21 protein-coding genes are annotated in these 21,927 nt (G+C 37.1%); 11 read left to right on the forward strand and 10 right to left on the reverse strand.

Annotated elements, in window-relative coordinates:
* Window positions 1–128: 128 nt before the first annotated feature.
* Window positions 129–602, forward strand: coding sequence for a Cys-tRNA(Pro) deacylase (ybaK, locus tag KO505_RS04725; protein ID WP_216054290.1), 474 nt, complete (start codon window positions 129–131; stop codon window positions 600–602).
* Between the two features lie 144 nt (window positions 603–746).
* Here ybaK and KO505_RS04730 read toward each other — a convergent pair whose 3' ends face one another.
* Genes KO505_RS04730 through KO505_RS04740 form a run of 3 tightly spaced genes read right to left on the reverse strand, consistent with a single transcriptional unit; the run spans window position 747 to window position 5,475 of the window.
* A complete protein-coding gene (locus KO505_RS04730) occupies window positions 747–1,682 on the reverse strand; it encodes a GGDEF domain-containing response regulator (RefSeq protein WP_216054291.1) in 936 nt (311 codons plus the stop codon).
* Between the two features lie 2 nt (window positions 1,683–1,684).
* Window positions 1,685–2,092 (reverse strand): response regulator, encoded by a 408-nt coding sequence (locus tag KO505_RS04735; protein ID WP_216054292.1) that lies wholly within the window; start codon window positions 2,090–2,092, stop codon window positions 1,685–1,687.
* 11 nt (window positions 2,093–2,103) lie between these two features.
* Window positions 2,104–5,475 carry a PAS domain S-box protein gene (locus tag KO505_RS04740; protein WP_216054293.1) on the reverse strand — a complete coding sequence of 1,124 codons (3,372 nt, stop codon included), beginning with the start codon at window positions 5,473–5,475 and terminating at the stop codon, window positions 2,104–2,106.
* A 190-nt stretch (window positions 5,476–5,665) separates the two neighbouring features.
* Between KO505_RS04740 and KO505_RS04745 the strand changes: the two genes are divergently transcribed.
* The 3 genes from KO505_RS04745 to KO505_RS04755 all read left to right on the forward strand — a co-directional run bounded on the left by KO505_RS04745 (window position 5,666) and on the right by KO505_RS04755 (window position 7,862).
* Window positions 5,666–6,007, forward strand: a complete 342-nt coding sequence (locus KO505_RS04745) for a PBPRA1643 family SWIM/SEC-C metal-binding motif protein (RefSeq protein WP_216054294.1) — start codon at window positions 5,666–5,668, stop codon at window positions 6,005–6,007.
* A 139-nt stretch (window positions 6,008–6,146) separates the two neighbouring features.
* Entirely contained in the window at window positions 6,147–6,632 is a 486-nt protein-coding gene (purE, locus tag KO505_RS04750) for a 5-(carboxyamino)imidazole ribonucleotide mutase (RefSeq protein ID WP_216054295.1), read from the forward strand.
* A 57-nt stretch (window positions 6,633–6,689) separates the two neighbouring features.
* Entirely contained in the window at window positions 6,690–7,862 is a 1,173-nt protein-coding gene (locus KO505_RS04755; protein WP_216054296.1) for a 5-(carboxyamino)imidazole ribonucleotide synthase, read from the forward strand.
* 37 nt (window positions 7,863–7,899) lie between these two features.
* Here KO505_RS04755 and KO505_RS04760 read toward each other — a convergent pair whose 3' ends face one another.
* Window positions 7,900–8,298 (reverse strand): PAS domain-containing protein, encoded by a 399-nt coding sequence (locus KO505_RS04760; RefSeq protein ID WP_216054297.1) that lies wholly within the window; start codon window positions 8,296–8,298, stop codon window positions 7,900–7,902.
* A 161-nt stretch (window positions 8,299–8,459) separates the two neighbouring features.
* Between KO505_RS04760 and KO505_RS04765 the strand changes: the two genes are divergently transcribed.
* The 3 genes from KO505_RS04765 (at window position 8,460) to pulA (ending at window position 12,900) form a co-directional block, all read left to right on the forward strand.
* Window positions 8,460–9,080: a carbonic anhydrase gene (locus KO505_RS04765; RefSeq protein WP_216054298.1), complete on the forward strand. Its 621-nt coding sequence runs from the start codon at window positions 8,460–8,462 to the stop codon at window positions 9,078–9,080.
* 95 nt (window positions 9,081–9,175) lie between these two features.
* The gene (gene rlmF / locus KO505_RS04770; protein WP_216054299.1) at window positions 9,176–10,135 is read left to right on the forward strand and encodes a 23S rRNA (adenine(1618)-N(6))-methyltransferase RlmF; all 960 of its coding nucleotides are present in this window, start codon (window positions 9,176–9,178) and stop codon (window positions 10,133–10,135) included.
* Between the two features lie 17 nt (window positions 10,136–10,152).
* A complete protein-coding gene (pulA, locus tag KO505_RS04775) occupies window positions 10,153–12,900 on the forward strand; it encodes a pullulanase-type alpha-1,6-glucosidase (protein ID WP_216054300.1) in 2,748 nt (915 codons plus the stop codon).
* 161 nt (window positions 12,901–13,061) lie between these two features.
* Here pulA and yaaA read toward each other — a convergent pair whose 3' ends face one another.
* A complete protein-coding gene (gene yaaA / locus KO505_RS04780; RefSeq protein WP_216054301.1) occupies window positions 13,062–13,838 on the reverse strand; it encodes a peroxide stress protein YaaA in 777 nt (258 codons plus the stop codon).
* Between the two features lie 123 nt (window positions 13,839–13,961).
* A complete protein-coding gene (locus tag KO505_RS04785; RefSeq protein WP_216054303.1) occupies window positions 13,962–14,444 on the reverse strand; it encodes a DUF3429 domain-containing protein in 483 nt (160 codons plus the stop codon).
* 255 nt (window positions 14,445–14,699) lie between these two features.
* Here KO505_RS04785 and tal point away from each other — a divergent pair, with 255 nt between their 5' ends.
* The 4 genes from tal (at window position 14,700) to KO505_RS04805 (ending at window position 18,811) form a co-directional block, all read left to right on the forward strand.
* Window positions 14,700–15,653 carry a transaldolase gene (tal, locus tag KO505_RS04790; RefSeq protein WP_216054304.1) on the forward strand — a complete coding sequence of 318 codons (954 nt, stop codon included), beginning with the start codon at window positions 14,700–14,702 and terminating at the stop codon, window positions 15,651–15,653.
* Window positions 15,654–15,759: 106 nt separating this feature from the next.
* Complete coding sequence (gene pgi, locus KO505_RS04795) at window positions 15,760–17,388, forward strand: glucose-6-phosphate isomerase (RefSeq protein ID WP_216054305.1); 1,629 nt, start codon at window positions 15,760–15,762, stop codon at window positions 17,386–17,388.
* Between the two features lie 116 nt (window positions 17,389–17,504).
* Complete coding sequence (locus tag KO505_RS04800) at window positions 17,505–18,428, forward strand: DMT family transporter (protein ID WP_216054306.1); 924 nt, start codon at window positions 17,505–17,507, stop codon at window positions 18,426–18,428.
* A 206-nt stretch (window positions 18,429–18,634) separates the two neighbouring features.
* On the forward strand, window positions 18,635–18,811 hold the full coding sequence (locus tag KO505_RS04805) for a DUF3545 family protein (protein WP_216054307.1): 177 nt from the start codon (window positions 18,635–18,637) through the stop codon (window positions 18,809–18,811).
* 456 nt (window positions 18,812–19,267) lie between these two features.
* Here the strand turns inward: KO505_RS04805 and KO505_RS04810 are convergent, their stop codons facing one another.
* The 4 genes from KO505_RS04810 to ung all read right to left on the reverse strand — a co-directional run bounded on the left by KO505_RS04810 (window position 19,268) and on the right by ung (window position 21,895).
* Entirely contained in the window at window positions 19,268–19,498 is a 231-nt protein-coding gene (locus KO505_RS04810) for a hypothetical protein (RefSeq protein WP_216054308.1), read from the reverse strand.
* Window positions 19,488–20,102 (reverse strand): RHS repeat-associated core domain-containing protein, encoded by a 615-nt coding sequence (locus KO505_RS04815; RefSeq protein WP_216054309.1) that lies wholly within the window; start codon window positions 20,100–20,102, stop codon window positions 19,488–19,490. The genes KO505_RS04810 and KO505_RS04815 overlap by 11 nt, the downstream gene beginning before the upstream one ends.
* A 417-nt stretch (window positions 20,103–20,519) precedes the next feature.
* Window positions 20,520–21,152 (reverse strand): RHS repeat-associated core domain-containing protein, encoded by a 633-nt coding sequence (locus KO505_RS17335; RefSeq protein ID WP_252731643.1) that lies wholly within the window; start codon window positions 21,150–21,152, stop codon window positions 20,520–20,522.
* Between the two features lie 32 nt (window positions 21,153–21,184).
* Window positions 21,185–21,895: a uracil-DNA glycosylase gene (gene ung / locus KO505_RS04825; RefSeq protein WP_216054310.1), complete on the reverse strand. Its 711-nt coding sequence runs from the start codon at window positions 21,893–21,895 to the stop codon at window positions 21,185–21,187.
* Window positions 21,896–21,927 lie beyond the last annotated feature (32 nt).

A 21,927-nucleotide genomic window follows, 5' to 3' on the forward strand; every position in this document is an offset into this window, starting at 1 on the left:
CAAATAACTGTAAACAAAAACAGTATAATTCATTCCCTTTAAATGCCAAGCCTAATGCGCTAAATTAGTTGTAATTGACCTTTAAAGCAGCGAATACGGTTTAATATTATTTATTAAGTAGGAACAAAATGACACCCGCAATCAATTACTTAAACAAAAACAAAATTGTCCATCAAGTACTTACTTACCACCACGAAACAAATGCTCAATCGTATGGTTTAGAAGCGGTTAAAAAGTTAAAACTACCTGCCCCACAAGTGTTTAAAACCTTAGTTGTAAGCACAGAAACCAACCAATTAGTAGTGGCAATTGTGCCAGTATCGTTTCAGTTGAATCTTAAAAGTGTTGCCAAAACCATTAAATGTAAAAAGGTGCTCATGGCAGAACCGGCTATGGTTGAAAGAAGTACGGGCTATGTTTTAGGTGGCGTCAGTCCATTAGGGCAAAAAAAGCGATTAACCACGGTTTTAGACAGTTCAGCTCTAGAGTATGAACTCATTTATGTTAGTGCTGGTAAAAGAGGCTTGGAGATTGGTGTTAACCCAAACGCATTAATAAGGCTACTGAATGCAAAAGTCAGTGATATTGCCCAGTTAACCTAAACGTTCAAAAAGCTGGGCTACCATTATTCCCTCTAGAACAAGACGCTGTTAGGGATGTTCATCCCCTTTTAATAGCACCAAACCTTCACACTTAATTTTACAACAGCACCTCGATGTTTTTCATTAATCAACACTGATATTGGCTTAGTCTTTCTTTGAAAAGCAATTATTATTACCACTTTCTTGTTTTGCTGCATTCAGCTCTTTATCTTTATACATGTTTAAGTCAGCAATGCTAATAAGCTCTTTGGGGCTGAATGCGTTTATTCCACGAATGGCCCCCCCAATTGCAATAGAGATTGGAATATTCAGAATTTCCCCCGTAATCGATTGCACCGCATATTGGCCATTTAACACTTTTCTTTTATTGGCGATTAAACGCTGTAGCTTTTCGTCGTTATCCACTTTGGGCACAATTAATACAAACTCATCCCCACCAAACCGCCCAACAAAGTCGTTTGCTCTATTGAACATTTGTAAACGGTGCCCTATATGTTGCAGAATTTTATCGCCTACTAAATGGCCATAAGTGTCATTGATTGGTTTAAAGTTATTGATGTCTAACATTAAGACTGAATATGTGACTTCATAACGCAAGAAATCAGATTCTATTGCTTCTAGTTTTTCATCAAACGCAGCGCGGTTATGTAACATGGTTAATTTGTCACGGGTTGCTAGCTGCCCAAGAGCGCTGTATAAAATTAGTCTTTCTTTAGCGAATTGGATGGCGCGTTTTAACGTTGATGCATTAATTTCAGATTTTAATAAATAATCTTGGGCGCCGAGTTGAATTGCTTGAATACCTATCTCATCATCATTGCCAGTAAGGACGATGATAGGAATATCTAAACTGAATTTACGAACTTCAACTAATGTGTCTAACCCAATTGATTCACGAATGTTTAAATCTATGACCAAAATATCAGGTACGATTGCATTTATCAGCTTATGCAAACCGTCTAAGGAGTCCGTTTCGAGAGTTGAATAGTTTATCGCTTTATCATTCGCTAATAACTGCTTGAACAGGTACACATCGTCACTGTTATCTTCTAGTAAATAGATGGTAAGCTCACTTTTCATTCTTATTCCTTCAGGTTCAAATTGAATGTAAACCAGTACTCAGACAGAGATGAAACTAACTGGGTGAGTTGTTCTAAATTATCAGGTTTAGTCAAATATGAATTCACACCTAATTCATACGCTGCTTTTACATCTTCTCGGTGATCCGATGTTGTGTAGGTAATAATGATTAATTGATTAATCATGTTTGATTTATTTAGCTTTTTTAGAACTTCTAAACCACTCATTTTTGGCATGTTTAAATCAAGTAATATCACTTTTCCAATACAATTATTTTGCTCTATATATTCAATTAATTCGTTTCCATCATGAAGAACGGTTACTTCCAGTTTAGGGGTAACTGCATCACAGGCCATTTTAAAAAAATAGATGTCGTCAAGATCATCTTCAACCAATATCAACTGACTCATGTTAACTCCCACTAATGGACCACCAGAGGCAAAGTGATAATAAATGTCGCCCCCTGTCCAGCCTGACTCTTACATGTAATTGTGCCTTTATGAATTGCTATAATCTGACGACACAGCGCCAAACCAATTCCACTTCCTGAATAAGAGTCTTTATTATTCAACCGTCTGAAGGGTTCAAATATTTGCTCTATAAATTTCTCAGGCACTCCAATGCCATTATCCTTAAAAATCACAGTTAAGTTGTTATTATCTTTTTGACTTTCTATTTCTATAATCGGTGTACTAGTTTGCTCCATAAACTTAATGCTATTGGCAATTAAGTTTTGAAACAGTTGGATCATTAAGCCTTCATCTACCAATAACACTTCATCAACTTGCTCTAACCTAAATTCGACCTGATGGTCTTCAATTAAGTGACTTAATAAGTCCATACTCTGGGTTAAAATGTTAGATAATGAACACGGTTTCATGTCTAACGCAGAACTATTTATTTTAGATAGTTTGAGTAGGTCTTTAATCATCTCTCGCATCCGTTCAGATGCGTTAACTAACCTTGAAAATTCAAATTCAATACTGGCATCATTTTTAATTTCATTTTGTAATCGGTTAGTTAATGAACTTGAAAAGGCCGTTATCTTTCTTAATGGTTCTTGTAAATCATGACTAGCGACAAAAGCAAAACGTTTTAAATAATCATTTGATTCTTGCAACTGATCCATCAGTAATGTGAGTTCTGTAATATCAACAAAAGTCCCCAACATTAATTCAGGCCTGTTGTCTTGTGTGTATTTCACAATACAGTCAAAGGAATAACACCAAACCCAATTGCCATCTTTGCTCTTAAATCGGTACTTTAATGAATATAGTTCACCATTTTTAGATTCGGCAACTTTAGTCATATGTTCAATGACTGAAGGTAGGTCGTCTGGGTGGAATAACGTCATAAAATCAACGCCATCATTCAATTCATCAATGTTATAACCTAGAATTTCTGTGTATCGACGATTGATAGTCACATTTTTTTGTCCATCCAGATCAAATACATAAAGCCCACAAACAGCAGAGTCTATTATTTTTTCTAAAAACAACTTATGCTCTTCCAGTGCTTTTTCAGATTTTTTTTGTTCACTAATATCAATCGCAGTTCCAACGATTTTAACCACATCCCCTTGTTCATTTTGGATTGGGTATAACGAGGTTTTATACCACCCATCCCTATTATTAAATTTTAAGTACTCAATATAATCGAGCTGAGTTTTCGATTTAACACAGTTGGTGTAATTTTGATGCACGTCTAATAAGTTGCCACTTGCAAAAGTTGATGACGTTAATTCTGAAAGGCGCTTATTTTCTATTTCTTTTGCAGATACCCCCAGTCGTTCGCACACCGTTCGATTAAATTCAGAAAATCTAAATTCGTTATTTGCTTCAATGTCCAACACCCAGATCGCGTGACTAGAACCTTCGTATATGGCATTTAAAAATTGTGATTTTTCAATAAGTGCAATTTCTAATAATTTCCTATGATGAATGTTTCTTAACGAACCTGACATTAGTATTGGTTCGTTTTGATCATTGAGGCATGAGTTGCCAATACTAAAGAACCAGTTGTATTCTCCAACTTCGTTTAACCCGACATACTCAACTTCGTATTTCTCTTTTGTCTTCAAATGAGCAGACAGTGCCATTTCTACTCTTGCACGATACTCTGGATGTATATGTTCAAACCAATGATTATATTGTGGGTTAGCCTCATTCTCCCGGCCTATAATCTTCATAAACTGTGGCGAATAATTAACGCTATTGTCAACGATATCCCATTCCCAAATACCATCTTCTATAGCTGAAATAACCCGAGTGAAACGTTCCAAGGAATGAACCAATTTTTCTTCTATCATTCTAATTTCAGTCAAGTTTTGAAATGAAATCAATCTGTATATTTGTTCATTGTAGGTGTACGAAGAGAGGTTTATTTCAATTGGGGTGATGCCCCCACGTTTAGCAACTAACGACCCTAAAAAAGTGGCATTTTCATCTTCAATCTTTTGTTTATAACTGTTTAAATTGTTGAGCAAAAACCTGTATTTTTCATCGTCAACTTTAATGTAACGATTAAATGCTAACAACTCTAATTCTTCCTTGTCATAGCCAGTTTCCATTAACAATTTTTCATTTATCAGAATGGGTTTAGCGTGGTCGTCTAATAACATAGTGCCAAAGGGTAACTTATTCAGCATAATGTTGATCATCTGCTTTTCGTTTAAACTGGCTTGGGCGTTTTGTAGCTTTTGGTAATTCGATTCCGCGAGTTTCACAGCCACTTTTAGTTTATTTTCAGCTTCCATACGAGCGCTAATATCACGAATTGTTGCTGTACTTATTTTTTCCCCCGAAATAACTGAACTACTAAGGCTGACCTCTATCGGAATGAGCTTGCCATTTTTATGCAAACCAAACAGTTGACGATCCCCTTCTCCCATTAACCGTCGGTGAGGCGTATCAAAGTAGGATTGGACGTATTGCTGATGTTTATGTTTCACATTGTCAGCCATCAACATAGATAGATTTTGTTGCAGTAATTCAGTTTTAGCATAACCAAATAATAATTCTAGCTGCTCGTTACATCGTATAATTGCTCCCTTTTCGGTAATACTTAACATGGCATCAGGAGAGTTGGCGATGAGTAATTCACTTTCGTTTAAAGCCTTGGTTAAATCAGCATAAACTCGCTTTAACCGCTTAGCCCCAACAATCAATAATATGGCAAACAAAAAGACAACAAAATACAAGGCAACTCCGGCAAATATCCAAAGTGATGTTTGTTCAAAGGTTATCTCGGTTTGTTTTTTATGTGTCTGATTGAGCGTTAATGCTCTGTCATTTAAAAAGGCCAAGGCTGTTAAAGCTTGGCTATCATCAATTTGTGCTGACACGTCCCTATCGATAATAGATGCATCACTTTGTTGCTCTAACTTAAGTAAACTTTGTTGATATTGGCGAACTACTCGCTTAAGAGTTTGAACGGCTTGTAACTCATCTTGAGTACTAAACAAGCTAGTTAACTTTTCAGCGGCAGAATTAAATTGCTCCAGATCTTCGGCAATCTTTTCTAAATTTTGTGGTTCATTCCTAATCACATAGTTTTTAAAATTATGAATAAATCCACCAAAACCAATGGCGTGATTAACACGAGATATTGCGGTGTTAATTTGTATTACTTTGTCATTTTGTCGATGTACTGATGTTTCTAAATCCGACAATCTAGTGGTTAATTCATAGGTATAAATACTAAAAAATAACGTAAAGACAAACGTTGCGACCAAAACAAGCATAATATGAATTTTAAACTTGTTAGCATAAAGGTTGGGATTCTCTATTTTCATCTCACAGCCAAAACCAAATTCCATTTTTATTAACATTAGCATAGGATTTAATTTACGGTTTACCCATAAACATTTGATTTATAATTAGACAAAATAGTAGTCAACTTATTTGGCTTAACTCATGTATAATCCCGCGCTTAATTTTGTGGTTACAAAAAGCCAGCACGGCCGTTTTATATATAGGTGACATATGTCAGATAAATTTTTCTTTAAAGGTCGCCAACCTGCGCGACTGGATCACACAAATCATGGTTTCAACCCTAAAGCCAACCAAAAGTTAGGCACTAAAAAATATCCTTTAACCTTGCAAGTCACCTCTGTTGAGCGCCAACAAGAAGTACAAGCATTAGTTGATGAAGCGAATTTAGTTGCCAATATCACCATTAACAATGCAAATGACGCGGTTGAATCTATTGAAGAGCTAACGACGATACTGAGTATCAGCAAACCCATTACATTTGAACAACTACCAAAACGCAACGATCCTTGTCATTGCGGAAGCGGCATTAAATTTAAAAAATGCTGTGCATAACAGTAAAATTTCTGTGGTGATCCTTAACGTGTTTTTTGTTAGGATCACAACACCATAAGTAACTTAACGTATCCCAAGATTTTAATCCGTTGAGTTCCTTTCCATTTAATCAAAATCACATTAATTAGAAGATGAGAATATGAAACAAGTAGCAATTGTTATGGGTTCAAAATCAGACGGGCCAACCATGAAACATGCCGCTGAAATGTTAGATACATTTGGCATTGAATATCACGCAGAAGTGGTATCCGCCCATAGAACACCACATTTGTTACAAGAGTTCGCAGAAACAGCCGAAGAAAAAGGTTACAAAGTGATTATTGCAGGCGCAGGCGGTGCAGCGCATCTACCTGGTATGATTGCCGCTTTTACCCACATCCCTGTGTTAGGTGTCCCCGTAAAATCGAGTAAATTAAGTGGTGTAGATTCTTTATATTCTATTGTACAAATGCCTAAAGGTGTTGCCGTTGGAACTTTAGCAATTGGTGAAGCTGGCGCTGGCAACGCTGGTTTATTAGCAGCGCAAATCATTGGATTAAATGATCCGGTCGTGACTCAAAAGATCAAAGACTTTAGAGCGGCGCAAACGCAAGACGTTTTAGATAATCATAAATTAGATTTTTAGTTTTTAACTAATCTATTTATTTAGTCTGTTAATTTACAACTCAACTTCGGTATTAAAATGACTCAAACATTCACAGGTAATGCCTCTTATCTAAATAACGGTAATGATTTAATTGTTGTACTAGGCCACGGTCAACTCGCAAGAATGATGTATTTAGGTGCAACACAGTTAGGTCTAAATATCATTGCAGTGGACGCAACCAATCGTGTTTGTGTTAATGCTGTGGATAAAACTGTCCTAGATTTAACCGTTGAACAAGCATTTGAAGCTTGTAAAGCCATCACCTCAGAATTTGAACATTTACCAAAAGACTTAGTTAAACAAGCTGAAGATTCTGGTAAATTTAAGCCGAATGCTCAGGCCATTGCAGCCGGAGCAGACCGAATTATTGAAAAATCACTTTTAGAAAAATTAGACATTCCTAATTGTCCACATCAAATAATAAACAGTGTTTCTGACTTACAAAATGCGTATCAAAATTTAGGGCCTAAGTTGATATTAAAAACGAGTCGTGACGGTTACGACGGTTATGGTCAATGGCGTATTTTTTCAGAACAAGATTTGGCGGTTGTGTGTGGCGATTTAGTTGATTTCGATTTTGAACATATGCCATTAGTGGCAGAGCAATGTATTTTGTTTGAAAGAGAGATCTCGTTATTAGGGGTGACTGATATTCATGGTGAACACAAGTATTACCCGCTGACGGAGAATCACCATGGCGACGGTCAACTTGTCTTATCATTAGCGCCAGCCCCTAATTTAACACCTGAGTTACAGCAACGTGCCGAAGCCATTCATAAAACAATGGCGGAAGCGTTAAATTATTGTGGTGTATTAGCGATTGAGCTATTCCAAACTGGCGATCAATTATTAGTCAATGAAATCGCGCCTAGAGTACATAACTCAGGTCATTGGACACAACAAGGTTGTGCCGCTAGCCAATTTGAAAATCACATTAGAGCGGTGGCAGGTTTACCATTAGGTGATACAAGTGCGCGGCATTTAGTTGCGATGGTAAATTATGTTGGTGAGCCAAAACCAAGTTCAGAGTTATTAAAGCTAGATAACGCTCATTTACATTGGTATGACAAATCCGTTAGGTCAAAACGTAAAATGGGCCATATTAATTTAGTAGCGGATTCTGTTGAAGAATTACAAAAATTGATTGGTCAAGTACATGATTTATTGCCTGAGTCGTTAGCGACAAATTTGGCAGAAATTAAAGAGTAACTCTGATGTTTTAGCTAATCGTTTTACAATAAGACGGTTAGCTACTTTGCACTTTTATCGCCAAAAACTCATCTGATAATGCATCTATCTTTTTCGCTTTTGCCCATATCCCTAATTTTCCGTTATTCACCTCATCCAATAAAAACAACTCAATTTCAACCGGTACAAGTTCACCGGACTTGGTAACGTATTCTTTTTGAAACGATGCATAACCTTCAGCGAAAACATGCCTGATCACCATATGGTTTTCATAAATTGTCCACGCTTCCGCGGTAATATCTTGATAAGCTAAGTTTTTAAGCTCATTTAGTGTATAACCTGTTAACGCCAGAAAGTGTTGATTGGCATTAATTACATTTCCTTTAGCGTCGGTGGCTGCAACAGCGTATTCTTCTTTATCAAATTGAGTTTTATAATCGTAATTAATGGTGCGCATACCAACCTTCCATTGAACAATAATTATTCAATTTACACTTTTTTTAGAAAATATGCACATCCGATCAGTAAGTTAAGATATAAAATATGAATAACAAAACTATTTATAACAAATTCAAACAATTATAATGTTTCAAATCAGCTCTAATTAGGAACTAATAGATGAAAAAAATTCTCGACGGTTTAAAGCAATTTCAAAAGTTAATATACCCGTTACATCAAACACGTTTTGAAGAGTTAGCAGTTAACCAAGACCCTGATGTTTTATTTATTACCTGTTCAGACTCCCGTGTTGATCCTAATTTAATTACCCAAACCGATCCAGGCGAACTATTTATTTGTCGTAATGCTGGCAATATCGTACCACCACACTCAAATGAAACCGGTGGCATGACTGCATCAATAGAATATGCAGTATCTGTTTTAAACGTAAAAAACATTATTATTTGTGGTCACAGTCATTGCGGTGCAATGAAAGCGGCCATGCACCCAGAGAACGTAAAAAATTTACCTCACGTAAAAGTATGGATCGATCACGTAAGAGCTGCAAAAGAGTCGGTAGAGTTTTCGCATAAATGTGAACCTTCTGGCCTTGATGACTCTCACTTAGACGAGTTAACCAAACAAAATATTGTATTACAGTTACACCATCTAAAAACCCACCCATCGGTATTTGCAAAATTAAACTCTGGTCAGTTGAACTTACATGGCTGGATTTACAATATAAAAACGGGTGTGGTTGAATCATATAATGAGGAAACTAAAGAGTTTATTACGTTATAATAACCCTGACTTGGCTTCTATAACTATTCAACTATTGAGTGTAAAAATTCTTATTTGAACGTTTTAATTACTTAAAAAGATATGGTTACACTCAAATGAACAAATCTCGCTTACATCCAAGAAACCGTCATCAAGCCGTTAATGGTGTGGCTTATGATTTTGCCACACTTTGTAAGGTTAACCCCGAGTTAACTCAATACGTTGGCACCAATCAAGCTGGCAATTCTACCATCGACTTCGCCGTTTCTGATGCAGTTAAACAACTGAATAAAGCCTTATTATTGCACTTCTACCAATTGCGTTTTTGGGATATTCCAGAGCAATACCTTTGCCCACCTATACCGGGACGTGCTGATTACATCCATTATTTGGCTGATTTATTAGCAACACACTTTAATGGTGATATACCAACAGGGAAAAATATTAAAGGGCTAGATATTGGAACCGGAGCCAATTTAATTTACCCAATCATAGGTTCATTTGAATACAAGTGGAGTTTTGTTGGCAGTGATATCGACCCAGTATCTATTAACTGTGCGACTCAATTGTGTAAAGTAAACCCAAGATTAACAAAAGCAATTAAACTTCGTAGTCAAAACAATCCAGATCAAATATTTAAAGGTGTGATTAACAGCACAGATAAATTTGCGTTTACCATGTGCAACCCACCTTTTCATAAATCCGCAGAAGAAGCACAAAAAGGCAGCCAACGTAAATTAAATAACTTAGCCGCAACCCGTAAAGGTAAATCAGAATCCACTGATAAACTGAATTTTGGCGGCCAAGCAAATGAGTTATGGTGTGATGGTGGAGAGGTTGAATTCGTATGCAAGATGGTGCGTGAAAGTTCTAACTACAGCCAACAAGTGGTATGGTTTTCCAGTCTTATCTCAAAGAAAGATAACCTAGAAATAATCCAAGCTGAGCTAAAAAAATCAAAGGCAAAGCAAATAAAAATTATTGATATGGGACAAGGGAATAAAATTAGCCGATTTATCGCTTGGTCGTTTTTAACCAAAGAACAACAAGATGAGTGGTTTAATTCCCCTGCCTAATATTCAACAGGGGCTTTATGAAAAACAATCACTCTGCGCTGGTTTTATTATTAACCAGCGTTTTATTATTTATCACTGGCTGCGGAAACAATAATCAGCCTGACACCTCCAACGTCAATAGTGCGGCACATTGGTTAACGGACACAATAATTGTTGTAGGTGATACTAAACCCAACACTCAATTTGAACTGCACACCACCCTTGTCGATGGTCGTAAATCACAAGTTAAATTAACAACTACTTCTATGCCAACAGCGCTGTCGGTAAAGTACCCTCATCTATCCGATTTTGTTGCGTTACAAGTTCCGCAAACGATTATCGATGTAAAGTCACTGTTAAAAGGCCATAATCAGGTAATACAAAGTTCAAAAGATGCAGCTACTCAAATATCCAATGTACAAATTTATGGTGTACTGGACGCTTTGTATACTGCCAAAGAGAATGATGCCAATGAAGAAACGGATTTTGGCTCAGTTGTAAATCAACACTCTGTGACATTTAAAGTGTGGGCGCCCACCGCAACCCAAGTCACGGTTTTATTAACAGATAAAACGCACCAGCAAACCACTTCTGAATTGGTCATGACTGAGGACAGAAATACCGGTGTTTGGTCTGTATCGAGCACACAAGCTAACGCCTTTGATTATTACCAATATCAGCTTGATGTATACCACCCTAACACGCAACAATTTGAAACCGTTACAACTACCGACCCTTATTCATTAAGTCTTTCTACTAATAGTAAGTATTCACAAATAATAGATTTGAATAACCCGAACACCTTCCCACAAGGCTGGTTAACACAAACGATAGATACCTTAGAAGCCCCAGAAGATCTGATCTTATATGAAACTCATATTCGGGACTTTAGTGCATCTGAGAAAAAGTTATCGTCACCTGAGTTTAAAGGTAAATACAAAGCTTTTAGTGAAACTAATACCGACGGCATTAACCACTTAAAAATGTTAAAACAAGCGGGGTTAAATACCATTCATCTGTTGCCAACCTACGATATTTCTACAGTAGATGAACAAGCAGGCATCGCCATTGACATCGATGATCCCGTGTCAAAGGTGTGTTCTATTTACCCAGACTTAACCCATTGTGATGATGACAAGGTATTAAACAAAAGCCTGAAACAATTATTAAACAGTTTTGATACTCGCACGGGACAAGCTCAAGAAGTGATGGAAACCATTAGAGGCAAAGATAATTACAATTGGGGCTACGACCCATATCATTACACGGTACCGGAAGGCAGTTATGCCGTTAATCCTGAAGGTAAAAGTCGCATCGTAGAATTCCGTGAAATGGTGACTTCGCTGCATAATTTAGGTTTTAGAGTGATCATGGATGTGGTGTACAACCACACTTTTGCCTCTGGTTTAAATGAAAAGTCGGTATTAGATAAAGTGGTCCCGGGTTATTACCATAGATACGATGCCATTTCTGGTGTTATGGAAATTTCCACTTGTTGTGATAACAGCGCAACTGAACATGCCATGATGGAAAAACTAATGACTGACTCATTAGTGGTTTGGGCACGTGATTACAAAATTGACGGCTTCCGCTTTGACCTTATGGGTCACCAACCAAAACAAGCGATGTTAAACGCCAGACAAGCGGTACAACAAATTGACCCAGATACTTATTTTTATGGTGAAGGTTGGAACTTTGGCGAGGTTGCCAACAACAAACAGTTTGTTCAGGCCAGTCAAAATGAATTAGCAGGCAGCGAAATTGGCACCTTTACTGATAGATTACGTGATGCGGTACGTGGTGGTAACTTCATGACCAACGCTGAAGGGTTACGCCGTGACCAAGGTATAGGCAACGGCTTATTAGTGATTCCAAATGAGTTACAACCAGAAGATAAACAATTGGCTGAATATCAAATATCGATGGATCAAGTTCGCCTTGGTTTAGCTGGTAACTTGCAACAATTCTCAATTCAAACATCCAACAATGACATCAAATTAGGTAAACAGATCAATTATGGTGGTTCTCCTGCTGGTTACGCGTTAGACCCTGCAGATACCATTAATTATGTCTCTAAACATGACAATCAAAGTTTATGGGACAACCACCAATATAGATTGCCATTTGATATGAGCAGTGATGACCGTGTGCGTATTCAGAATATGTCGTTAGCGTATCCATTATTAGCTCAAGGTATACCATTTCTGCACATGGGTTCTGAACTGTTACGTTCTAAATCATTTTTACGTGATAGTTACGACTATGGTGACTGGTTTAATGCCGTGGATTTTTCTAAACAAAGTAATAACTACGATGTGGGATTACCACCAGCAGAGAAAGATATAGACAACTGGCCTATCATTACGACTTTGTTAACAAACAATGAAGACCGAGATGATGTCAGCCCAACACAAATTGATTTTGCATCTAAGGTGTTTGCTGAGTTTATAAATATTCGCGCGCACTCTGTGTTGTTTAGGTTACGTACTGCAGAGCAAATAAACCAAAAAGTATCGTTTTTAAATACGGGTTCTGCACATCAAAATGGATTAATTGTCATGCTGATTGATGATAATCAAGGGCAAGATTTAGATCCTAATTACCAATCTATTATTGTTATTTTTAATAACAACAACTCGCCCCAAGAGTTTAGTTATCAAGACGCAGCAAGTTATAAATTGCATGTTACACAAGCCAATGGTGTTGATGCTCAAGTAAAAACATCAGCGAGTGATGGTAATGGATTTACCATAGCTCCATTAAGCGTAGCGGTATTTGTTAAGTAACTAAGGTGTGTGAACAACTAACGCCACTTCTTTAAAAACTCGATACAAAAAAACACCAAGGTAGATATTATCTTGGTGTTTTTTTTATCTTTAAAAAGAGTTTAGCGACTGAATTTTTTAAATGGCTATCCGTTTAAATTACTTTCCGTTTAAAGGCAGTATCAGTCTTCTATGTTTCGGGTGAAACAAGGTTCGTTTGGTTTTGATAATTCTGGATTATATTGATAACCCGCCATATCAAACGCTAACAAACCTTCCAAGTTTTCGATTTTGTTTTTCACTAAATATTGCACCATCATGCCACGGGCTTTTTTAGCGAAAAAGCTGATCATTTTATATTGACCATTTTTCCAATCTTTAAACATTGGCGTAATAAGCTGAGCGTTTAACTGTTTCTTTTTTACTGACTTAAAATATTCAGTTGAAGCTAAGTTAACCAGAAACTCGGATTTAGTTGCCGCGATTTGCTCATTAAGTTTATTGGTGATGAGTTCGCCCCAAAATTCATATAAGTTTTTACCACGAGTGTTAGCTAGTTTAGTCCCCATTTCCAAACGATAAGGTTGCATTAAATCAAGTGGTTTTAATAAACCATACAAACCAGACAAAATACGTAAATGGGTTTGGCAATAATCAAAGTCTTGTTGTGAAAAACTTGTCGCTTCTATCCCTGTGTACACATCACCATTAAAGGCTAGGATTGCTTGTTTCGCATTATCAGGTGTGAAGTTAGGCTGCCACTGTGCAAAACGTGCTGCATTTAATCCCGCTAACTTATCACTAATGTGCATTAAGTTAGATAAATCAACAGGCGTTAACGTCACGCAGGTTTTCATTAATTCTTGCGCATCATTCAACAACTCAGGTTGAGTATACGTTTCAGTAACAGGCGGGGTTTCATAATCTAAATTTTTAGCAGGTGATACAACATACAACATGATTTATTTCTTAACAGCCTTAAATATATTTGAACGCAGTTTAACAAAAAGTGACATTTATGTTTACCCATATATTGCTATTGATGGTTAAATTTAATCAAGAGGATGATTTACCGAATTGGCTTATCCCAACGTCAACCAGATCCCCATAAGCGATAACGCAATGATCATGGTTTGTTTAGTTCTTAACGTCCAAAACCATTCTGGATATACCTTTGCAAGATTGGTTTTCAACTCAATTTGCCATAACACCAAAAACAATAAAGCACTGATAAACACACCGGCTTTAGGTACTATAAAAATGATCAACCATGACAATATAGAAACTAAGCCAGCACCAAACATCAATCCTTTTCGATTAAAGTCAAATTTCTCATTATTTAATTGAATTAAAAAAGCCGCAGACCATACACTACCGGCAACAAAGCTAACAATAATTGCACTGTATAATCTGACGATAAGGAGTACATCAAAGTCCAAACCAAACAACGGGAGTATTGGAAACCAAGTTAACACAGTGCATACTATAAACGGCGCGATGGCGAACCAACTCATAAATGAGATGGTAGGCTTCAATTCAGTGGTGAAATATTGATTATTTGACATATTACAAAGCTATTTATTCTATTTGCCCAATACAATAGAGAATTGACATTGGATAGCAATAAAAATCGAAGCCAGAAAAACCATAACCAGTAAATACATCATCTAATTTTAAAAAGCTGAACCAATTTGTAATTTTGCTACAAAATAACACCGTTTTATTCAGTATTTTTACGCTAGATGACTTCCAAGATGCCTCGCATTGTAATAAAGTTACAGCATCTGGATTTCAAACTCTAAATCAACGGATCCTAAATAATGACAAGCATATTAAAACAATTAAGAGAGATGACGACAGTTGTTGCCGACACCGGCGAAATTGAAGCGATTAAAAAGTTTCAACCTGTGGATGCAACAACAAACCCATCTTTGTTATTAAAAGCCGCACAACTTCCTGAATACCAATCTTTAATTACTGAATCTATTGCTTGGGCAAAAACACAATCATCTGATCAAGTACAACAGCTAGAAGATGCTGGTGATAAATTATCAGTACTTATTGGTAAAGAAATAAGCGCAGTTATCCCTGGCCGTATTTCTACTGAAGTGGATGCGCGTTTATCTTTTGATACTGAAGCGACCATTTTGAAAGCCAAAAAACTTATTGCCTTATATGAAGAAGCTGGCGTTCCTAAAGATCGTGTTTTAATAAAAGCAGCGTCAACTTGGGAAGGCATTAAAGCCGCAGAGCAATTAGAGAAAGAAGGCATTCAATGTAACTTAACTCTGTTATTTAGTTTTGCTCAAGCAAGAGCATGTGCTGAAGCCGGCGTATTTTTAATATCACCATTTGTTGGTCGTATTTTAGATTGGTACAAAGCGAATACCGAACAACAAGACTACACTGGTGAAACTGATCCAGGCGTTGTATCAGTAAGAGGCATTTACCAATACTATAAAGAACATGGATATGACACAGTAGTTATGGGCGCAAGCTTCCGTAATACCGATGAGATTTTAGCCCTAGCGGGTTGTGACCGTTTGACTATAGCTCCGGCATTGTTAGACACTCTAGATAATATGCAAGGTACATTAGAACAGAAGTTAGCCTTCGCTGGTGATGTTAAAGCCAAACCAGAATCTATGACCGAAGCTCAGTTCCGTTGGGATCATAATCAAGACCCTATGGCGAACGAAAAATTGGCTGAAGGCATTAGAAACTTTGCCATTGACCAAGTTAAACTAGAAACTCTATTACTTGAAAAATTATAAAAAAAGTAACTAACTTTGATTAAGTGGCACAGGATGACGTGTCACTTTTTTTGTTTCTGCACCACAGCAAAACTATAACAATCTGATAATTTTTAGGAAATCAATAATGACAGTTCAATCTTGGCAGTCTGTACAACAAGAATTTAACCGTTTAAAAGATACACATATGCGTGACCTATTTGCACAAGATCCACAACGTGCCAATACATTCACAAAAAAAGCATGTGGTTTCACTCTCGATTACTCAAAAAATAGAATAGATGAACAAGCGTTAACTGCATTGTTTAAACTGGCTACTGACAACCAGTTAGAGCAAAAACGTGATGCGATGTTTGCTGGTGAGATCATTAACAAAACCGAACACCGCGCAGTATTACATACCGCTCTTAGACGTAATGCCCAAGACACTATTTTAGTAGATGACAGCAACGTGGTTGATGAAGTTCATGCAACCTTGGCTAAGATCAAACAGTTTGTTGCCGATATTCATAACGGGACACGTACAGGACGCACAGGAAAGGCCTTCACTGATGTTGTTGCAATTGGTATCGGTGGTTCGTTCTTAGGCCCTAAGATTGTCACTGAGGCGTTAAAACCTTATCAAAATCAATCGTTAAAAGTTCATTTTGTTGCCAATGTTGATGCACATCATATTGTTGATGTATTAGCTAAGTTAAATGCTGAAACAACCTTAGTAGTAATGAGTTCAAAATCATTTACTACCCAAGAAACCCTTAAAAATACCGAAACCACTCGTGAATGGTTTTTGGCATCAGGCGCTAAGTTTGAAGATATTGCCAAACATTTCATGTGTGTCTCAAGCAACATAACAAAAGCCACTGAATTTGGTATTGACCCTGACAACATATTCCCAATGTGGGATTGGGTTGGTGGCCGTTATTCTTTATGGTCAGCGATTGGTTTGCCAATTGCCTTGTCTATCGGTTTTGATAACTTTGAAAAAATCCTACAAGGCGCAAGAGAAATGGACCAACATTTCTTAACTTCACCACTAGAAGAAAACTTACCTGTGATCATGGCCGTGTTAGGTGTGTGGTACAGCAACTTCTTTGGCTGCCAAAGTCATGTATTGTTACCTTACTCTCATTATTTGCGTGGTTTCCCAGCTTATGTTCAACAGCTAGATATGGAGTCAAACGGTAAATCCGTTAACCAACTTGACCAAAACGTTGAATATACAACTGGGCCAATTATTTGGGGTGGTGAAGGTACTAACGGACAACATGCGTTCCACCAATTAATGCATCAAGGGAATACAATTATTCCTGCTGATTTTATTATGCCGATAAAACCCAATCACGGTGAAACAGAACACCATCAAATGTTAGCCTCAAACTGTTTTGCTCAAACTCAAGCGTTAATGCAAGGTCAAACGACCGCAGAGATAGAACAAGAATTACTGGCTAAAGGTGTTGAACAAGCAGAAGCGACACGTTTGGCTAAACACAAATTTATGCCAGGTAACCGCCCTTCTAATACATTGTTAATGGAGCAACTTGACCCAATTCAGTTAGGTCGATTAATTGCTTTATACGAACACAAAGTATTTGTACAAGGTGTGGTTTGGGACGTAAACAGCTTTGACCAATGGGGTGTTGAATTAGGTAAAGTATTAGGTAATCAAGTATTATCTGCATTACAAGATACTGCTCAGCCTGAGTTAGACTCTTCAACACAACAATTAGTGGATATGTTTAAACAACAAATTTCCTAACGCTTTGTGTTATTTTATCCGATACAATAAAAACGCTCATTGAGCGTTTTTTTTTATTGTCCTGGATTATAAATAAAACCAATTAATCCAGACATTAACCATAAATAAGGGATTTTGTGAAACCGAGTCAATTTTTAGAACTGGTAATTTTAGCCGCTATATGGGGTGCCTCATTTATGTTCATGCGAGTTGCTGCACCTGAATTTGGCGCAACGGCATTAGCCAGTTATCGTATGGTATTGGCCGCTCTCACCTTATTCCCTATTTTGCTTTATTACATCATCAAAAATAATTGGCACACTCTCAATTTAACACTGGAGCCAAACGCAAAAACATCACAACAGGTTATCGGTCATATCTTTGTTTTAGGTATTACCAATTCGGCTATCCCGATGTTTTTGTTCGCCTACGCAGCAACCAATTTAGATGCCGGCTTTTCTTCTATCATGAATGCAACGACCCCTTTATGGGGCGCAGTCATCGGCGCTTTATTATTTAACTCTAAGTTATCTAGGCTGGCAGTTTTTGGACTGTTATTGGGATTTATTGGCGTATTTGTTTTATCAATCGATAAACTCAGTTGGCAATTCACTGGGCAAGTTAAAGGTATTTTAGCTGTTATTTGTGCCACCAGTTTATATGGTTTATCTGCTAATTACTCAAAACGTAATTTAACTGGAGTAAAACCTTTGTTTATTGCCTCAGGCAGTTTGTTTGGCAGTGCTCTGCTCATGTTGCCTATTTTAATTTATACCACGCCAGAACTCAGCACGATAAGTTCATTTGCTTGGTTAATGTTAATCAGTTTAAGTGTTGTAAGTACTGGTATTGCGTATATTTTATACTATCGCATTATTGAACATTCAGGCCCAACTAACGCGATGACAGTAACATTTTTAATTCCCATCTTTGGCGTGTTTTTTGGTTATGTATTTTTAAATGAACAATTAAACAGCAATATTTTGTGGGGCGTTTTATTAGTTCTCACAGGTGTATTATTAACCACAGGCCTATTAAAAAAGCGCAATACGTCCATTTAAAATACAATTTGTTCATTTTACTCACAAAATTTGTTTAATATTTTTTCACAAATAAATTTTACATTACGAGTAAATGTGGTAAATAGTATCCCGAGCAGAGAAAAAACTCTGCTATAAAGAGTCTGTTTTCCATTAATTTTTATAAAAGAATTAACGGCAAACATTCTTTAACAACAACATAATTATAAAAGTAGAAGGAGACCACGATGGAAGGTCTAGCTGAAATACTTGAAAATACGCTTGAAACTAAAACACCCTCAAAACGAACGTCAAAAAGAAAGTGGCGTGAAATAGAATCGATTAAGGATAAATATCGACTGAGAGATGAACTCAAAGACATAGACCCGATGGCGGATTATGACTTTGATAACCTAGAGTTCTAATAAGTTAAAAAGTGAAAAAAGCCTAATCCATGGATTAGGCTTTTTTGTGTTTACTGTCCCGTCCTGGAATGTGTTTACATTTATGACGACCTCTAATCCTATCACTGGATCATAGTATCGTGCCTGCATATAAATTAGTACAAACTACGCACACTGTTGTTTAATAAAAATTTCAAAATATACAGTTAGTTACAAGTATAGTCTTCTTACAGGTAGTCACAAAAAAGCCCAGTTAAAAACTGGGCTTCTGTAAAATATGGGGCGTAATAATCGTCAAACTAAAATCAACGACTCTGACCCCATTGATCGGTAAAATATGGGGCGTAATAATCGTCAAACTAAAATCAACGACTCTGACCCCATTGATCGCAGATTTAGGTGGCTGTCTCTAATGCCTTTTTCCAACGAATTATCAGTGGGGATACCTAATATTTTAAAAAAATCGATTTATTTATTTTAATCCGTTTCTTCTTTTTTCAATCCAAACATTGTTATAAAAAAGGTTAATATTCCAGTGCCAACTGTCACGATTAGAAAACTACTTAATATTGAAATTAAAGTTATATTTTGAGTCTCGCCATCTAGAACCATAAACAACCCTCTTACAATTAAGCACCCAACCATAACTACATATAAATATGTAAAAGACAATTTCCAATTTTTAATAAATTCTTTATCAATATTCAACTTCTACCCTCCTTTCTAGTTCTTTTACTGTTGTACCCACAGCTGCCTTTACTGCACTATCAGTGAACTCTGCTACACCTTCCTTAGCACCTTTAGTAATCATTGAATCTTTTACACTGGTTCCCATTATTGCTTTCATAGTTGATCCATTTCCTAAACCGGGAACCGAAGCTACCGACGATGTCAAAGCTTTACCAATATCAGCGTTATTTCCATCTAAACCATCATGGATCATAGATTCGCTAGCTGCTCCTAATGCATTCAGCGAACCATTAAAGACTTTGGAGCTCGTAGCAAGTTTTGTCCCAACTGAAGCGACTATTGAATAACCACTTGTAGCTCCACCGATAGTCATACTAGCCATTATTTTACTTCCACTAAATCCATTACCAGCCAACGCCTGTGAAGCAGCTTCAAAAATTCCACCAACTGCTGCACCTATAACAAAATTAAGAAACTCACCGTTAGGATCAGCGTATTTATATGGATTGTTATTTACATATAAGTAGCGGTTGAACGACATGACAGGATTTTTAGCCGTATAACCAACAGGATCATTCGAGTAGAAACGACCTATGACTGGATCATAGTATCGTGCCTGCATATAAAGTAATCGTAATTACGAACCACTGCGTTCTAATTAAAAATTTAATATTTACAGTATGTTACATTATAGTCGATTTATATACAGTCACAAAAAAACACCCAACGAACTAACGGAGGGTGTTTTATTTGCTGTAGTAAAGTGAAAGACCAGATTCTTTGTTTTTTCCAGTATGCTCGGTACTACTGTGTCGATGTTAGTTGGAGTTCTCTTTGTGCTCGACATAAATTGCACAAAGTAAACCAACAATTGTGCTCAATATAACGATCACGATTAAAGCTTTAATTACGTTAATAACTTCTAGAGTTTCGAACCCCGCCCCCCAAAGTTTGATCAACACAACAGCAAGTACATATTTACTTACAAGCAAACTGTAATCTTTGATATTACTTTTAAACCTAAATTTATCTTTTATCATCAATTATTTATCTTCTCATCGATAGTTCCAGCAGCCACATTACTAACGATCTTATCACCAGCAGTCTTTATGTCGCTTTTTAAACTAGAGCTTACATCAACTTTCTGACTATTTTGAGAAAGTGCTTTCTTTAGTTGTCCACCGCCTTTAGTAGCAGCGACGGAAGATTTTCCTATGCCAGCAACTGAATTCAATGCGGCTTCACCAGCTCTTGTGAAACTTCCGTCGGCATTACCATTAAGGCCGTCACTTATAAGACTGACGGTCGCAGCTCCTGCAGCCCCCATACTTTCATTAGCAACATGTGCAGCGACTGTGCTTCCTAAGCTTAATCCCTTAGTGGCAATACTATAACCACCTGTAGCGGCCCCCATCCCAGTTTGAAGGCCTACTTTACCCCAATCATTTACTCCACCGCTAGTTGCATATTGAGTTGCAACCTCGCTTATAAAACCGACCGCAGCTCCAATAGCAAATTGTATAAACTCGCCATCAGGATCTGTATATTTATATGGGTTATTGTTTGCATACATATATCGGTTAAATGACATGACTGGATTAGCAGCGGTATACCCAACCGGATCATTACTGTAGAAACGCCCGATAACTGGATCATAGTATCGTGCCTGCATATACAGGTAACCGACATAGTAACGTTAAGGCATTATAATAAGTTTTGTTGTATCGGCTCTTCCGTACTTTCCAAATCATCCTTGGGCTGCCAATTTATTGGAGTCATTCCCTGCTGAATGAGTATCTCGTTCGTTTTTGAAAAGTGCTGACAACCGAAAAAACCACGATGTGCCGATAATGGTGATGGGTGTGGGGCATTTAATACATGATGTTTATTGGTGTCTATTGAGGCTGCTTTTTTCTGCGCATGACTGCCCCATAATAAAAAGACCAAACCACTTCTTTGTTCGTTAAGTGTTGTTATTACTTTATCGGTGAACGTTTCCCAACCTAGACTTTTGTGGGAATGTGCTTGCCCTGAACGGACTGTTAATACTGTATTTAATAACAAAACACCTTGTTGTGCCCACTCAACCAAATAACCATGTTTAGGCATCTCAAAACCGTCTATGTCGGTCACGAGTTCTTTATACATATTGCGTAATGAAGGCGGTATTTTTATATTAGGTTTTACTGAAAATGCCAAACCATGCGCTTGTTCTGGCCCGTGGTATGGGTCTTGCCCAAGAATAACGACTTTTACTTTGTCTAATGGGGTTAATTCAAAAGCAGAAAATACATCATGATCGGCAGGAAATATCTCTATGCCCTTTGCACGTTCTTGAGCAACAGTATTAAGGGTGTCCATTAAATACGTCTGTTGCTGCTCTTGGGCGATGAAAGATGACCAGGTTAATGGCATTAATGTTCTCCACTAATTGATGATTAAGTCCA

This window comes from Psychrosphaera sp. F3M07 (assembly GCF_018860345.1).
In the GTDB taxonomy this organism is placed as follows: Bacteria; Pseudomonadota; Gammaproteobacteria; order Enterobacterales; family Alteromonadaceae; genus Psychrosphaera; species Psychrosphaera aquimarina.